Origin of the sequence: Nonomuraea sp. NPDC050680 (assembly GCF_040654555.1) — a bacterium.
Lineage (GTDB): Bacteria > Actinomycetota > Actinomycetes > Streptosporangiales > Streptosporangiaceae > Nonomuraea.
In genome coordinates, this window is record NZ_JBFAIF010000005.1 from 434,880 (window position 1) to 450,049 (window position 15,170).

Consider the following 15,170-nt stretch of genomic DNA (forward strand, 5'->3'; position numbering starts at 1 on the left):
CCCCGAATCGGCTCAGCAGCCCCGAATCGGCTCGGCAGCCCCGAGTCGGCTCGGCAGCTCCGAGTCGGCTCAGTAACCCCGGTAGCCACCGCCGGTCTTCGTGCCGACGACGCCGGGCACGTTGGAGACCGAGCCGTAGCGCTCGATGGCGTAGCGGACCCCGGCGATGATGTTGTCGACCGGGTTGTAGATGTTCTCGTGCCCAGGCAGCTTCCACCGGTTGAACGTGGGGTCGATCGTCTGCATGAGCCCCTTGGACGGCGTGCCCTTGGCGGCGTTGGAGTCCCAGTTGTTGATCGCGCTGGGGTTGCCGCCCGACTCGTGCCGGATGATGGTCCAGATGTCGTTGGCGTTCATCTTCTCGACCGGGTAGCCCTGCGCCTTGAGGACGTTGACGGCCTGCGTGATCCAGTCGGCCACCTGCCCCTGCGGGGCGGGTCCGCCACCGGCCGGAGGCGGACCACTCGGACCATAACCGCCAAAACCTGGCAGGCTCGGCGATTGGCCCCTCGTCCCGCTCGTTCCGCTCGCCTCAGCGAGGGTCGTGCCGTTCTGTTGCTGCGACGGGGTCCAGTCCAGGGCCCTCCCCGGACCTGGGGCGAAGGGCTCCGCGTCCGGCTCCGGCCAGTTCTCGGTGGATCTACCCAGCCCGCCCAGCAGGCCCCGGATGCCGGCCGCGGCCGTGCCCAGGGCGTTGTTCGCGGTCGTCCGCTGCTCCGCCAGCTGCTTGCGGGCGTCACCGGCCAGCCCCTGCACGCCTTCCAGGATCTGGTCCTGCGTGGCCTTCGGGTTCCTGGCCTGGAAGTCGCGTACGGCGGCGGCGTAGTTCTGGCAGATGGCGTTCGCCTGGGACTCGGCCGTCCGCAGGGCCTCGGCGGCGGTGGCCAGGTGTGTGGCGCACTGCGACAGCACACTCTGGAGCGTGTCGCCGATCTTTCCGGCCCGGTCCATGTACGTGACGAACGCGTCGGCGCTCGCCCCCTGCCATGCGGCGTCCAGATCGCCGACGGCCGACCTGACCGCGGCGGTCTGTCCCCGGCCGGTGTCGGCCGCCGACTGCCACGCGTTCGCCACGCGGCCGACCGCGCCCGGGTCGCCCACCAGCGCGGCGGCCAGCGTGGCCAGTTCGGTGCCGCCGGGGACGCCCCGGACGTCGTCGATGGCACTCACCGGCGCACCGCGGCCCCGTCGGCGTCCGTGAAGGTCCGCTCCACGGCGTCCAGCGCCTGCTCCACCGCTTGGAGGTGCCCGCCGAGCGTCCGCGCGGTGGTCCCGGCGGCCGCGTTCAGCTCGTTCACCGCCGCGGCCAGCGCCCCGGAGTTGTCGAGCCGGGCGAAGGCGGCCTGGTCGATCGCCGCGCCGGACACGGACGCGGCGACCTCGGCGAAGGCACCGGACGCGTTCTTCGCCGCCGTTCCGCACCCGTCGAGCGCTTCACGGTGATATTTCAGGACCACAGCAGATCTCCTCGGTCGGAACTCAGCCCTCTCGGCGTCGCAAGCGCAGCCGTCTCAGGGTCTCAAGCTCAGCCCTCTCAGCGGCGGAAGAGCGACAGCAGTTCCTGAGCCCGGTCGGTGCGGGCGATCCAGACCTCGCGTCCCCGTCGCTCCCTGCTGATCAGCCGCGCGGCGTGCAGCCGGTCGCAGTGATAGGTGATCCCGCTGGGCGCGATCTTGACGTTGGAGGCCAGCATGCTCATCGTCATGGGCTGCTCCAGCTGGCAGAGCAGCTCGGCGCGTACCGGTCCGACCAGGGCGGACAGCTCGTCCACGGCGGGCGCGACGGGCCGGCGCCACAGCGACTCGGCGCCGGGGACGGGGTAGGCGATCCACACCGCGTCGGGATGGTCCAGGCTGACGATCACGGCGTCCTTGCCGGCCAGCATCGGGACCAGGATGATCCGCCGGTTGCCCAGCTCGTACGTGCTGGCCTCGATGTCGGCGATCAGCAGGCCGCGCTCGCCGTACCGGATGCGGTCGTTCAGTGAGCCCAGCAGCAGTTCGGGGCCGCCGCGGACGGAGGTGATGCCGACGCGCTCGATCTCCCGGTCGAGCAGTGGCCGCGCCCGCTGCCAGAGCGGCTCGGTGGTGTGCCAGACGTCGTTGAGCGCGGTGGCGTACCCGCGCAGCCAGCGGCCGGGCCGCTCGGCGGCGGCCCTCCAGTGCGTCGGCAGCGCCCCGTCGCCGAACGCCTGCTCCAGGTCCTTGATCAAGGACTCGGGCGGTATGTCGCTCAGCGCGCTCACCTGGGCCGCCACGGACATGTCGTCCATGGGGGTGATCGGCGCGACGCTGTCGGGCACGACGGAGTAGCCGGGAGCGGCGAGCGGAAGGACCGCCTCGCGTCCCAGCGGGCTCACCCTCGACTGGACCGCGCGCCGCCACAGCTCGGGCAGGCCACGCCGGCGGCCGGCCAGCGCGTCGGCGATCACGGCGAGAGCGGTCAGGTTCGGAGAGATCGACACGGACAGCTGAGGAGCGGAGGTCACTCGTAGCTCGCTCCACACGTTCGTTCTGGTTACCGGAGCCCCCACGGGTCGTACTGTATGCAGACCTGACATATCTGGATGGATGCTTCAAATAAGCTGGAAAGATCCGTTGGCGCAGGTCGCCTTGGGCGCATGAGGTGGGGGCCGGACCTGCACCTTCCGGCCCCCACCGGCTATGTGGTCACCTCATGCTCAGGTGATGCGGACGCTCTTGGTCCTCAGCCGCATGATGCGCTCCGTTCAGGGATGTTCCGCCTGTGTTGTGGCAAAAGGAACGTAGGCCTCAACGCTCACATCTGACTTACAAGTCACTTACAGCACCACGAGCGGCCCGGATCGGGGTGATCATCACCCCCGCTCCCGCGAGCGCCAGATGTCCTGTTCCGTCACGAACATCCCTTGACATCGCGGATGTAACAAGTTAGTTTCCTCGAAACCTAGGATTAACGTTCACGTGAACGTTCATCCTGGCGGCTGAAAGCGTCTACGGAAGGACGTCTTGGGCGTGGAGACGACTCATGATCCGGCCGGGGACCTGCGACGCGCGTTGATCGCGGCGGACCCCAGACTTTCGAAGTTCAACCCCCTCCCCCGCATACTCGCCTTCGACGAGTTCAACACCGGAACACACGGCTGGACCGAACTCATCGGCAATCACGACGGCTACGGCAATCTCGACAAGGTCGACGTCCACATGCGCGACTTCCGGCCGCCGCAGCTCAGCTCCTGCGATTTCTTCGACATCGGCACCCACGGCGCGATGAGCGGCAACTACGCGCTGAAGGTGGCGACCAGGCCGGTGACGGGTCACACCGCCGTGGCGATCCGCCGGCTGACCATGGCCCAGCGCGGTGTGGTGCAGTTCGAGACGTACTTCACCTACAAGAGCGAGGCGGCGACCGCCGAGACCTCGCTCGGCGACACCTTCGGCGACGTGGCATGGGACGGGAACCTGCACCCGTCGGAAGCCCAGTTCGGCGCGTTCACGGTGGCCACGGACCTGTGCGACGGCGAGGGCATCCGCTACCACTGCGTCGCTCGCTACCAGAACACCGACCTGGACAACAAGCTCACCCGGCGGTGGGTCTACCCGGTGGTGCCCGAGCCGACGCCCAGGGACAACCTGCACAACCAGGAGAACCTGTCCCCCACCGAGGACTTCACGGCGCCGGACCCCGCCGACTGGCACGCCTTCGACGAGGACCCCCAGAACCTCTGCTACAACGAGGTCCCGACCAAGGTGAATTGGCATTATCTGCGCTGGCAGTTCGACACGCGCACCCGGACGAATATCGAGCTCCAGGTCAATGACCGGGTCATGGACATGCGCCGGATCCCGGTGCCGCAGTATCCGGACAAATACGAGGGCCTGGAGAACCTGCTCAACTTCTATGTGAGCGTGCGCACCCATTCTCCGGTCCGCAACTTTCTCTTCCTCGATTCCGCACTGATTTCCGTGGATTGGTGACGCCGGCATGAAGCACGCTCTTACCGCGGTTCTGGAGCGGAACACCACTTTCACCGACGACTTCACGACCGAGCCGTACGAGGCCGGCTGGGCGACCGAGGCGCGCTGGTTCGTACGGACCCTGGGCCTGCAGGGCGAGCTGCACCTGGTCACCCAGGTCTCCCCCGACGGGCTGCACTGGTGCGACGACGACGAGACCCCCGTGCAGGTGGTCACCGAGCCGGGCCAGGTGACCTGGCGGGTCCGGGAGTTCGGTCACTGGCTGCGGCTGCGGGCCCACCTGACCGGGGGCGATCCCCAGGCGAAGATCCTCGTCTACCTGGCACTGAAGAGCTGACGGGAGCAACCGACATGGCAGCAATGGACGAGGTGGACAGGCGCCGGTTCCTGTCTCTCCTCGGGGCCGGGGTCGCCGGCGTCTCCCTTCCCGGCCTGGTCGCGGGGTGCGCGCCCGGCGGCGCCGGAGGCGGATCGGCGGCGGGGAAGAGCCGGCCGCTGAGCGCCGCGTTCAACCAGCCGATCAACGACCTGGACCCGCACGGCGCGAGCGCGGTGGACGAGGCGTCGCTGCTGGCCAACCGGCAGATCTACGACACGCTCGTCACCAGGAACGGGGAGGAGCTGGCCCCGAAGCTGGCCAAGTCCTGGACCCAGCCCGACGACAAGACCTGGGAGTTCACCCTCCGCGACGACGTCACCTTCCACGACGGCACGAAGCTCACCTCGGCCGATGTGAAGGCGTCGCTGGAGCGGCTGGCCAAGTCCGACGGCCCGCAGAAGCCGCTGTGGACCGCGATCGACACCGTCGAGGCGCCCGACCCGCACACCATCAGGATCACCACCACCGATCCGCTCGGCACCCTGCCGACGAACCTGACGCTCGCCTTCATCCTCCCCGCCGCCCAGCTGGGCAAGGCCGACTTCTTCCGTAAGCCGATCGGCAGCGGGCCGTTCGCCGTCGAGTCGTTCACCCCGTCCTCCCAGCTGCTGCTCAAACCGGTTCCGAACTACTGGGGCGGCGCCCCCACGCTGCGCGGCCTGCGCCTGCCGTACATCCCGGAGACCTCGACCCGGATGACCTCGCTGCAGAACGGCGAGGTGGACGTCACCTGGATCATCCCGCCGGACGAGCTGAAGCGGCTGGCCGGCGTGGACGGCGTGCGCGTCGAGAGCAAGCCGGGCGTGAACTACTTCCTCGCCTGGTTCAACTGCGGCCGCAAGCCGTTCTCGGACGCGCGGGTCCGCCGCGCGCTCTACCACGCGCTCGACATCAAGGGCATCGTCGCGAACCTGTACGGCGAGGCGGCGACCGTCATGGACGCGCCGATCCCGGCCGCGGTCTTCGGCCACGCGAGCCAGCAGGCCTACCCGTACGACCCGGAGCTGGCCAAGCGGGAGCTGGCGGAGGCCGGCTACGCCTCGGGGATCCGTACCTCGATGATGTGGTTCAAGGACACCGGCCCGCTGGCGACCGAGCTGGCGCAGTCGCTCATCTCGGCCTGGGCCAAGGTGGGCGTCATCGTGGAGCAGCAGCAGATCGAGAAGGCGGCCTGGATCAAGCGGCTGACGGCCCTCGACTGGGACATCGAGCTCCAGGTCAACACGGTGACGACCGGCGACGCCGACTACACCCTGGGCCGGCTCTACACCAGCACGGCCAATCGCATGGGCTACGCGAACAAGGAGCTCGACGGCATCCTCGCCCAGGCCCGCTCGACCGCCGACCAGGACAAGCGCAAGTCGCTCTACGGCAAGGCGTGCGAGATCATCTGGCGGGACGCGGTCGGCGTCTTCCCCGCGGCTCTGTCCAGCACGTACGGGCTGCGCTCCACGGTCAAGGGCTTCACCCCGGCGGCCAACAGCCAGCCCGAGTTCCGCACGGTGTCGACCGCGGAGTGATGCCTGTGAACCTCCATCGACTCTGGGGACACCATGCCTGAGGGCCACCGGACGACCCTGAAGGACATCGCCGAGAGCCTCGGCGTGTCGGTCAACACCGTCTCGCGGGCGCTGTCCGACAAGGACAGCGTCGGCGTGGAGACCAGGAACCGCGTCAAGGCCGAGGCGGAGCGGCTCGGCTACGTGCCCAACGTCACGGCCCGCTCGCTGGTGCTGGGCTCCGCGAGCACGCTGGGCATGGTGATCACCAATCCGTCCAACCCGTTCTACGCGCAGCTCATCAGCGGCATGGAGCAGCACTGCCGCGAACACGGCTACTCGCTGCTGCTCATGGCGACGGAGGAGAGCCTGGACAACGAGCGGCGCGCGGCCGAGGAGCTGCTGCGCCGCGGCGTCGACGGGGTGCTCGTGGTGACGGTGCAGGAGGGCGCCGAGCACTGGCGCCGATTCCGGTCCGCCGGGGTCCCGCTCGTGCTGATCAGCCGGGACGTCCCCGAGCTGAACACCGATCTGGTGGGCGTCGACCACGTCCTGGGCGGCTACGAGGCCGCCCGGCACGCCATCGCGCGGGGCGCCAGGAAGATCTGCTTCCTGGAGGAGGACCTGGGCGTCTCGTCGGTCACCGACCGCGTGGCGGGCTATCACCGGGCCATGACCGAGGCCGGGCTGCCCGTGGAGGCGGACACCGTGATCAAGGTGCCGACCAGGCGGCTGGAGCAGAGCGCCATGCCCTGGGATCCGGGGGAGGCCTACCGGCTGGCCAAGGACGTGCTCCGGACGGCGCGACGGCCGATGGCCTTCGTCGCGGGCAACGACTACTTCGCGCTCGGCGTCTACCGGGTGGCCGACGAGGCCGGGCTGCGGATCCCGGAGGACGTGCTGGTGGTCGGCTACGGCGGCCACCCGTTCGCCCCGTACGTCATCCCCTCCCTCACCACGGTCGAGCTGCCGGCAGCGGAGATCGCCGTGTCCGCCGTGGACCACATGCTCCGGCGGCTGACTCGGCCGCCGGCGGATGGGCCGCCGGAGAAGATCCTCTTCCCGCCCCGGCTGGTCGAGCGGGCGTCGAGCGGAGGCGGCAGATGACCGGCTTCGTCGGGCGCCGGCTGGCCCAGGCGCTGCTGCAGATCTGGGGCGCCATCACCATCGTCTTCGTCGCCCTCCGGGTGCTGCCCGGCGACCCCGCCGAGCTGATCCTGGGCAGCCAGGCGACACCGGAGCAGCTGGCCGGGTTGCGGGCGCAACTGGGGCTCGACGATCCGCTGCCGGTCCAATACCTGCACCACCTCCAGGGTCTCCTGAGCCTCGACTTCGGCCAGTCGTGGCGGCAGGGCATGGGCGCTCTCGACGCCTGCTTGGAGAGACTGGGGCCGACCCTGGTGCTGTCCGCCTGGGCCATGGTGTTCACCGTGGTGCTGGGCTTCCTCACCGGCTCCTACGCGGCCCGGCACGCCAACTCCCTGGCCGACCGCCTGATCTCGGTGTCGTCGCTGGTCGGCCAGGCGTTGCCGCCCTTCTGGATCGGCATCATGCTCTCGCTGATCTTCGCTCGGGGGCTGCAGATCCTGCCCAGCACGGCCGACGGCACCATGGCGAGCCTGCTCCTGCCCGCCTTCACGCTCGCGCTGCCGTTCGTGGGCTGGCTGGGCCGCCTCGTACGGACCGGCGTGCTGGAGGAGATGAACCAGGACTACGTCCGTACGGCCCGCGCCAAGGGGCTGAGCGACCGGGTCGTCTTCTACATCCACGTCCTGCGCAACACCCTGGTCCCGGTGGTGACCATGCTGGGCCTGCTCATGGGCAACTTCATCGCCAACGGCGTCATCGTCGAGGTGGTCTTCGCCTGGCCGGGGATCGGCCGGCTGCTCGTGGACTCCATCACCTTCCGCGACTACGCCGTGGTCGAAGCCGTCCTGACCGTGATCACGCTCTGCTACATCACGCTCAACCTGCTGGTCGACGTGCTCTACGGCTACCTCGACCCCAGGATCCAGTTGGAGAACGCATGATGCCGCCGAAGCTCCGCGACCGGAGCGCCGACCTACCGCCCGGCAGGACCGGAGCGGCTCTCCGGCGGCTGGCCGGGCTGCCGCCGCGCGCTCACCTCGCCCTCGGGCTGGTGCTGCTGTTCGTGGTGGCGGGTGTGCTGGGGCCGCTGCTGGTGCCCTTCGACGCGGCCGCGACCAGCCCGCCCGACCGGCTGCTGCCGCCCGGGGCCCGGCTGTCCGACGGCGCCGTGGCCTGGCTCGGCACCAACCAGGTCGGCCAGGACATCCTGGCCGCGGTGCTGGCCGGGATGCGTACCTCACTGACCGTGGCCCTGGTCACCGTGGTCGTCGCCGGGTCGGTCGGCCTGCTGATGGGGCTGCTGGCGGGCTACTTCGGCGGCTGGGCCGACGGGGTCATCTCCCGGCTCGGCGACATCCAGCTCGCCTTCCCCAGCCTGCTGCTGGCCATCATGCTGGCCGGCGTGCTGGGCCCGAGCATGACGAACGTGATCATCGCGCTCGCGGTGACCCGCTGGGTGATCTTCGCCAGGGTGGTACGGGGTTCGGCGCTCGCGGTCCGCGACCGGGAGTTCGTGGACTCGGCCCGGGTGATGGGCGCCTCGCACGGGCGGATCCTCATCCACTACATCCTGCCGTCGTGCCTGCCGCCGCTGCTGGTGGCGGCGACCGTGCAGATCGGCCTGACCATGGTCGCCGAGGCGTCGCTGAGCTTCCTCGGCCTCGGTGTGCCGCCCTCCCAGGCGTCCTGGGGATCGACGATCGCCCAAGGCCGTGACTACCTGGCGTCGGCGTGGTGGATCGCGGCGGCGCCCGGCGCCGCGCTGGCACTGGTGGTGGTCAGCATCGGCATCCTCGGTGACCTGCTCCGCGACGCCTCCGACCCGATGACGGAGCTCTGACGATGAAACGAGACGCCGAGCCGCTCGCCCAGCCACTGCGAGACGCCGAGCCGGTGACCCAGCCGCCGCGAGACGCCGAGCCGGTCACGCCGCTGCTGCGAGTCGACGATCTGGCCGTGGAGTTCGACACGCCGAAGGGGCCGCTGCGGGCGGTCCGCGGGGTGTCCTTCCAGGTGGACGAGGGCGAGACGCTGGCGATCGTCGGCGAGTCCGGCAGCGGCAAGAGCGTGACGGCGCAGGCGCTGCTGGGGCTGGTGCCGCAGCGGGCCCGCGTCACCGGGGGCCGCGTCGTGATCGAGGGCCGCGACGTCACCGGGCTCCCGGACCGGGAGTGGCAGCGGCTCCGCGGCGAGCGCATCGCGATGATCTTCCAGGACCCGCTGAGCGCGCTGAACCCGTCGCTGACGGTGGGCTACCAGATCGCCGAGATGTTCCGCAGGCACCGGGGTCTGGGCCGGGCGGAGTCTCGTCGCCTGGCCACGGAGCTCATGGTCCAGGTGGGCATCCCGGACGCCGCGCGGCGCCTGGACGACCATCCGCACCGGTTCTCCGGCGGCATGCGCCAGCGGGTCATGATCGCGATGGCGCTCGCCCTCGACCCCCGCCTGCTCATCGCGGACGAGCCCACCACCGCGCTCGACGTCACCGTGCAGGCGCAGATCCTGCGGCTGCTGCGGCAGCGTCAGCAGGCCGAACGGCTGGGGATGATCCTCATCAGCCACGATCTCGGAGTGGTCGCGCGGGCGGCCGACCGGGTGGCGGTGATGTACGCGGGCCGGATCGCCGAGGTGGGCACCGTGGCCGAGGTGTACGAGCGGCCCGCGCACCCGTACACGCTGGGCCTGATGCGCGCCGTGCCCGCGCCGCGCGACGGCGGCGGGCCGCTGGTGGCGATCGACGGCCACCCGCCCGATCCGACCGCGCCGCCCGCCGGCTGTTCCTTCCATCCCCGCTGCCCGTTCGCCCGTGACAAGTGCCGGGAGGTCGAGCCCGAGCCACGCGAGGTGGCCCCGGGCCGGACCAGCGCGTGTCACTTCGCCGAGGAGGTGATGGCGGGTGTCCACACCGGCGCTCGCTGAGTCCCGCACCCGGGACGGCGACGGCCCGCCCCTGCTGGAGCTGGTCGATCTGGTCACCGCCTACCGCCTGCGCGGCGGGCTCGGCCGCTCCGGCGCCGAGGTGCGCGCCGTGGCCGGGGTGAGCCTCGACGTACGGGCCGGGGAGACCGTCGGCCTGGTGGGCGAGTCCGGCTGCGGCAAGTCCACGATCGCCAGGACCATCGTCGGCCTGGTGCGTCCGTCCAGCGGGCAGGTGCTGTTCGAGGGCCGCGACCTGGCGACGCTGCCGGCCAAGGAGCTGCGCGGGCTCCGCCAGGACGTCCAGCTGATCTTCCAGGACCCGTACGCCTCGCTCAACCCGCGGATGACCGTCTCCGCCCTGATCAAGGAGGCGTGGCGGATCCATCCGGGGATCGTGCCGCGGGAGCAGTGGGACGAGGAGGTGCGCAGGCTGCTGGATCGGGTGGGCCTGCGTCCCGAGCACGCCGACAGGTATCCGCACCAGTTCTCCGGAGGCCAGCGGCAACGCATCAGCATCGCCCGCGCGCTGTCCGTGCGCCCGCGGCTGATCGTCTGCGACGAGGCCGTGTCCGCTCTGGACGTGTCGGTACGGGCGCAGATCCTGAACCTGCTCGAAGAGCTGCGGCGCGACCTGGGGGTCGCCTATCTGTTCATCTCCCATGATCTGGGCGTCGTGCACCACATCTGCGACCGGGTCGCGGTGATGTACCTGGGCAAGATCGTGGAGATCGGCACGAAGGAGAGCGTCTACCTGCGGCCGTCCCACCCGTACACCCAGGCCCTGCTGTCGGCGGCGCCGAGTCTCGACGACTGGCGGGACGGCGGGCGGCAGGAGATCGTGCTGAACGGCGATGTTCCCTCACCGTTGAGCCCGCCGTCAGGCTGCCGTTTCCGGACGCGCTGCTGGCGGGCCCAGGATCGATGCCGGGAGGAGGAGCCTGAGCTCCTCGACCGCGGCACCGGCCACCCCGTGGCCTGCCATTTCCCCGAGACCGACCCGTCCTGACGAGCCCCCCGGCGGACGGGACGGATCCGGCCGCCTCGCGAAGGAGCGATCGCATGTCGAACAGATTCCTGTCCGCCCTGGTGGGTGCCGTCATATTGACGGCCCTGCTCGCCGGGGGCGGACCGGCCACAGCGAGCGCCACGCCCGCCGGGGACGGCCCGGCCACAGCGAGCGCCACGCCCGTCGGGGGCGGACCGGCCACGGCGGCGGCGAGTGCCACCACCTGTGCCGACGCGCCGGACGCGCCGGTAACCAAGGGCGCGGTCTTCAACGACCCGGTGGGGGGCGACCCGGCCGCAATCGTCCGGCGCCTCTGTGGTCTGATCCACCAGACCCCCGCCGGCGCCCGGATCCAGGTCGCCCACTTCGTCATGTCCGGCCAGGCGGGCGCGGACTTCGCCGGCGAACTGATCAAGGCGCACCAGCGGGGTGTCGAGGTGCGGGTGATCCTGGACGGCGACACGCGCGGCGCGACCGTGGCCACGCAGCTCGCGACCGCGCTCGGCACGGACATCTCCACGGGCTCCTGGCTGCACGTCTGCACCGGCCCGCCGTCGGGCGGCACGGCGGCCTGCGTCGGCAGCAAGGGCCAGCACAACAAGTTCTACCTGTTCTCGCGGACCGGCAACGCCTCCGACGTGGTGGTGCAGTCGTCGGCCAACCTCACCGACCTGAACTCCGCGACGTACTGGAACAACGCGGTCGTCCTCCCCAGGGACAAGAAGCTGTACCGGGCGTATGACAGCTACTTCCAGGATCTGGCGGCGGAGCGGAAGAACCCCGACTACTACCGCACCACCACGACCCGTTCCGGACAGGCCTGGTTCTTCCCCCGCGCCGGGACGGACGCCGGCACCGACACCGTCGCCGAGCACCTCGCGCGGGTCCGCTGCACTCCCGGTACGAAGATCCGCGTCGGCATGTCGGAATGGGACACCTACCGCATCGCCATCCCCGAGAAGCTGCGCGACCTGGCCGCCCAGGGCTGCTCGGTCAAGATCGTCTACGGCATCATGGCCGACGAGGTCAAGCAGCTGCTGCTGGCCGAGCCCCGGATCGAGCTGCGCACGCTGGGCACCGGCGACGCGCTGCCCGGCCGGATCCACTCCAAATACCTGCTCATCGAGGGCTCCTACGACCGCGACGCGCATGCCCAGGTCGTGCTGACGGGCAGCCACAACTACATCGAGAGCTCGCTGCGCCGCAACGACGAGACCCTGCTGCGGCTCGACGACCGGGCCATGTACCGCCAGTACGTGGCCAACTTCGAGCGGCTGCGCGCGGTCGCGCCCCTGGCGTCCACGTCCTGACTGACCCGCGCAGTCCACGTCCTGACGGCGCAGTCCACGTCCTGACCGCTCTGTCCGCGTCCTGACGGCGCAGTCCACGTCCTGACCGCTCTGTCCACGTCCTGATCCGCTCCGTGCACCGTCAGCCGTCCGCGCCGGGACGGCCCAGGCGGTGCGCGGGCACGGGGATCGAGGGGAATGGGTTGTCCGGCAGCAGGATCACGCGGCGGGCCTGGTCGCCCTGGAGGGCGGCGTCCAGGTGCAGGAGCGCGGCGCCGATGCCCGCCGCGCCGACCATGTAGCCCGTGTCCGCCGACACCTCGCCGGGTCGCAGCCGCCGATACGCCTGATACCAGCGCAGCCCCCGCCCGTCGTGGTTGACCGCGCGGCCGATCAGGTGCTCGGCGAGCACGCTCGCGAAGTCCAGGTACGACTTGCGCCCCGTCGCCGCCCACAGCCCCACGAACAGCTCCACCAGCCCGGCCGTTCCGCAGCACTGGCAGGAGACGTTCCAGAAGCCGGGGGTACGCCGGTGCGGGACGCCGCTCTCGACGATGCCGTGCGCCAGCCGCTCGCACCAGGCCAGGTCGTCCGCCTCGCCAGTGACCCGGTACAGCTCGTAGAACAGCCGCGCCACCCCGGCCGAGCCCGAGCAGAAGCCCAGGTAGTGCAGCCCCCGTCCCTGCGGCACGTGGTGCGGCACGGCGACGCACCTCCCGGCCTCGACGCTGACCATCCGGACGAAGCCGGCGCCTCTGCGGGCCGCGTCGAGGAAGAGCGGGTCGCCGGTGACGCCGTACAGGCGGGCGAGCAGGAACGCCGTGCCCGCCGTGCCGGACAGGAAGCCCGGGGTGACGGCGTCCACCGGCAGATCGGCCCGGCCACCGGCCGCGTCACCGGGCTTTCCCGGCAGGTCGGAGCAGTCACCGGGCCAGGTCTGCCCGTCCGGCAGCGTCCCGTCATCCAACAGGGCGTCGGGCAGGCCCGTGGAGTGGCCGAACCGGTGGCCGGGCACGGCCAGGCGGGCGATGCGGGCGCCCGCCTCGACGGCCAGGTCCTGGTAGGCGGGCATGCCGAGCATCGAGGAGGCGTGCAGCAGGCCGAGCACCACGCCGCCGTCGCCGCTCTGCGCGGGATCGCGCGACCAGCCGGGACCGCCGTCGAGCGGGCGGGCGGAGCGGACGATCCGGTCGGCGGCGGCCACGGCGGCCTCCTCGAACCCGCCGTCCCCGAGCACCCAACCGGCCTCGGCCAGCGCGACCACGGCGCCGGACAGACCGTGATAGAGCGACAGGCTGGTCTGGTTCGCCCAGGTCCCGGAGAGGTAGCGGGCGCCCGCGCGGGCCTCGTCGAGGTACGCCTCGTGGCCCGTCGCCGCGGCCAGCTCCAGGAAGAACAGCACGATGCCCGCCGCCCCCGCGTAGAGCGAGGCCGGCTCGGCGGAGAGGGCCGACCTGCCTCGGGGGTCGGGGTTGGCCCGCCAGTGCCGGCCGCGCTCGTCGTCGACGGCCGCCGAGCGGATCCAGCGGCCGGCCATGATGGCGGCGGTCAGCGGTGACTCAGCACGCTCGCTCGATGAGCGCGTCCGATCCAAGCTCATGCCGACCATTATCCCACACATTTGGTAGGAAATTAAGGGTTGGCATTGACGGTTTCCGGGCAGCCGCGCGTCAGCCGCCGTCGAGAGGCGAGGGCGTCGCGGCGGCTTCCAGCGGGGCGCGGCCACGGCGGATCATGGTGGTCGCGGCCGACAGGCCGAACAGGGCGGCACCAGGCGGGCCGATGATCCACATGGGCCAGAAGTACACCAGGTGCGCGTCGGAGACGCTGAGCATGACCCAGACCACGACGTTGATCGACACCTTCACGGCCCAGATCGCCCAGAGGATCCTGAGCCATCTTGGCAGCGTGGCCAGCAGCCCGGCCGAGACCGCCGTCCCACGTGGCGTGGCCTGCGGTTTCGCCTTCGCGCGCGGCAGGTCGCCCAGGAGATCCGCCAGTTCCCCGTACGTCACCGCCTGGAAGGCCCGGCCCAGCCGGTCGTCGTACTCCTGCATGCTCAGACGCCCCTCGGCCAGCGCGGAGCTGAGCCGCTCGGCGACCACCTCGCGATCGCCGTCCGACGCCCGGATCTTTCGCCGCTCGTTCATCGGTTCTCCTTGAGCGTGGAGTCTTTCGGCGTGAGCCGTGGGGAGGATGTCGCCGTCTCGCGGGCGAGCAGGCGGTCGATGGCGGCCCGCTCGGCGTCGCGGGTGTTGTCGTCGTCGCGGCGGCGCGCGGCCATCGCGGCCAGGTAGGGAAGCACGGCCGGGCGGTCGACGGCGTCCGCGAATGCCTTCGCCATGAGGGCGCGCCTGGCCCACTGGACCGGTCCGGACATGGGGGCGGCGGCGATGATCAGCCAGGTACACGCCACGTCGGCGGCCGGCGCGCCACGGCCGGCGTTCGCCCAGTCGATGACCCAGGGGCCGTCGGCGGTGACGAGCACGTTGCCGGGGTGCAGGTCCAGGTGGAGCAGGTTGTTGCCGGGCGCACCCTCGGCGGCGGGCAGCCAGCCGGGCGCGCGTACGGTGGCCAGCCGCTGGAGCAGCTCCACCAGGAGGCGCCCGTACGCGGGCGCGCGCCACGGCCGCCGGGTGGCCTCGCGCGACACGCTGAGGCCCACGATCCGCTCCATGAGGATGTCGGCCCCGTCGGCGTCGAAGACCTCGGGCGCCGGAAAGCCCTGTCTTCGGGCGTGCCGCATGACCGACGCCTCGCGTTCGAGGCTGCGGCCGTCGCGGGCCCGCCGGATCACCTTGCCGGTCCCGGCCTCGTACACGTCGCAGTCCTGCCCTGCCGCGAGCAACGTTCCCACACGCATGGTGGTCAGATTATGCGGTAAAGATGAGTCATTCTAGTTGTGCGATAACCGGTGCACTGGCAGCTAATTACCGTCATTTGATGACAGCGGGTCCATAGTGCGGACTTACCAGCTATGGCAGCCAAACCCCGCCGCCGGCCAGTGGCCTACTCTTTCCTGCCACTTCCTGC

Annotated in this window: 15 protein-coding genes; 9 read left to right on the forward strand and 6 right to left on the reverse strand. The window is 70.8% G+C overall.

The features are described 5' to 3' along the window. Positions 1 to 69 precede the first annotated feature (69 nt). The 3 genes from AB0H88_RS21935 to AB0H88_RS21945 all read right to left on the reverse strand — a co-directional run bounded on the left by AB0H88_RS21935 (position 70) and on the right by AB0H88_RS21945 (position 2,533). Positions 70 to 1,170: a transglycosylase SLT domain-containing protein gene (locus tag AB0H88_RS21935; RefSeq protein WP_357647124.1), complete on the reverse strand. Its 1,101-nt coding sequence runs from the start codon at positions 1,168 to 1,170 to the stop codon at positions 70 to 72. Then, positions 1,167 to 1,457: a hypothetical protein gene (locus AB0H88_RS21940; protein WP_357647125.1), complete on the reverse strand. Its 291-nt coding sequence runs from the start codon at positions 1,455 to 1,457 to the stop codon at positions 1,167 to 1,169. The genes AB0H88_RS21935 and AB0H88_RS21940 overlap by 4 nt, the downstream gene beginning before the upstream one ends. A gap of 77 nt (positions 1,458 to 1,534) precedes the next feature. Continuing rightward, entirely contained in the window at positions 1,535 to 2,533 is a 999-nt protein-coding gene (locus tag AB0H88_RS21945; protein ID WP_357647127.1) for a winged helix-turn-helix domain-containing protein, read from the reverse strand. 460 nt (positions 2,534 to 2,993) lie between these two features. On the opposite strand from AB0H88_RS21945, the gene AB0H88_RS21950 reads away from it, so the two are divergent. The 9 genes from AB0H88_RS21950 to AB0H88_RS21990 are packed head-to-tail and all read left to right on the forward strand — an operon-like array spanning position 2,994 to position 12,158. Next, positions 2,994 to 3,956 (forward strand): DUF6772 family protein, encoded by a 963-nt coding sequence (locus tag AB0H88_RS21950; RefSeq protein WP_357647129.1) that lies wholly within the window; start codon positions 2,994 to 2,996, stop codon positions 3,954 to 3,956. Positions 3,957 to 3,963: 7 nt separating this feature from the next. Continuing rightward, positions 3,964 to 4,293 (forward strand): hypothetical protein, encoded by a 330-nt coding sequence (locus tag AB0H88_RS21955; protein WP_357647131.1) that lies wholly within the window; start codon positions 3,964 to 3,966, stop codon positions 4,291 to 4,293. 14 nt (positions 4,294 to 4,307) lie between these two features. After that, complete coding sequence (locus AB0H88_RS21960; RefSeq protein WP_357647133.1) at positions 4,308 to 5,855, forward strand: ABC transporter substrate-binding protein; 1,548 nt, start codon at positions 4,308 to 4,310, stop codon at positions 5,853 to 5,855. Positions 5,856 to 5,888: 33 nt separating this feature from the next. Then, the gene (locus AB0H88_RS21965) at positions 5,889 to 6,941 is read left to right on the forward strand and encodes a LacI family DNA-binding transcriptional regulator (RefSeq protein WP_357647135.1); all 1,053 of its coding nucleotides are present in this window, start codon (positions 5,889 to 5,891) and stop codon (positions 6,939 to 6,941) included. Continuing rightward, positions 6,938 to 7,864 (forward strand): ABC transporter permease, encoded by a 927-nt coding sequence (locus AB0H88_RS21970; RefSeq protein ID WP_357647137.1) that lies wholly within the window; start codon positions 6,938 to 6,940, stop codon positions 7,862 to 7,864. The genes AB0H88_RS21965 and AB0H88_RS21970 overlap by 4 nt, the downstream gene beginning before the upstream one ends. Further along, positions 7,861 to 8,763 (forward strand): ABC transporter permease, encoded by a 903-nt coding sequence (locus AB0H88_RS21975; RefSeq protein ID WP_357647139.1) that lies wholly within the window; start codon positions 7,861 to 7,863, stop codon positions 8,761 to 8,763. The genes AB0H88_RS21970 and AB0H88_RS21975 overlap by 4 nt, the downstream gene beginning before the upstream one ends. A 2-nt stretch (positions 8,764 to 8,765) precedes the next feature. Next, positions 8,766 to 9,842: an ABC transporter ATP-binding protein gene (locus AB0H88_RS21980; RefSeq protein WP_357647140.1), complete on the forward strand. Its 1,077-nt coding sequence runs from the start codon at positions 8,766 to 8,768 to the stop codon at positions 9,840 to 9,842. After that, entirely contained in the window at positions 9,820 to 10,848 is a 1,029-nt protein-coding gene (locus tag AB0H88_RS21985) for a dipeptide ABC transporter ATP-binding protein (RefSeq protein ID WP_357647142.1), read from the forward strand. Before AB0H88_RS21980 ends, AB0H88_RS21985 begins: the two co-directional genes overlap by 23 nt. Positions 10,849 to 10,901: 53 nt before the next feature. Continuing rightward, on the forward strand, positions 10,902 to 12,158 hold the full coding sequence (locus AB0H88_RS21990) for a phospholipase D-like domain-containing protein (protein WP_357647144.1): 1,257 nt from the start codon (positions 10,902 to 10,904) through the stop codon (positions 12,156 to 12,158). Between the two features lie 121 nt (positions 12,159 to 12,279). Here AB0H88_RS21990 and AB0H88_RS21995 read toward each other — a convergent pair whose 3' ends face one another. From AB0H88_RS21995 to AB0H88_RS22005, 3 genes are all read right to left on the reverse strand, one after another. After that, positions 12,280 to 13,737: a lanthionine synthetase LanC family protein gene (locus AB0H88_RS21995; protein WP_357647146.1), complete on the reverse strand. Its 1,458-nt coding sequence runs from the start codon at positions 13,735 to 13,737 to the stop codon at positions 12,280 to 12,282. A 70-nt stretch (positions 13,738 to 13,807) separates the two neighbouring features. Further along, positions 13,808 to 14,287 (reverse strand): DUF1707 domain-containing protein, encoded by a 480-nt coding sequence (locus tag AB0H88_RS22000; protein WP_357647148.1) that lies wholly within the window; start codon positions 14,285 to 14,287, stop codon positions 13,808 to 13,810. Then, positions 14,284 to 15,000 (reverse strand): phosphotransferase, encoded by a 717-nt coding sequence (locus tag AB0H88_RS22005; RefSeq protein WP_357647150.1) that lies wholly within the window; start codon positions 14,998 to 15,000, stop codon positions 14,284 to 14,286. Before AB0H88_RS22005 ends, AB0H88_RS22000 begins: the two co-directional genes overlap by 4 nt. Between the last annotated feature and the right edge of the window lie 170 nt (positions 15,001 to 15,170).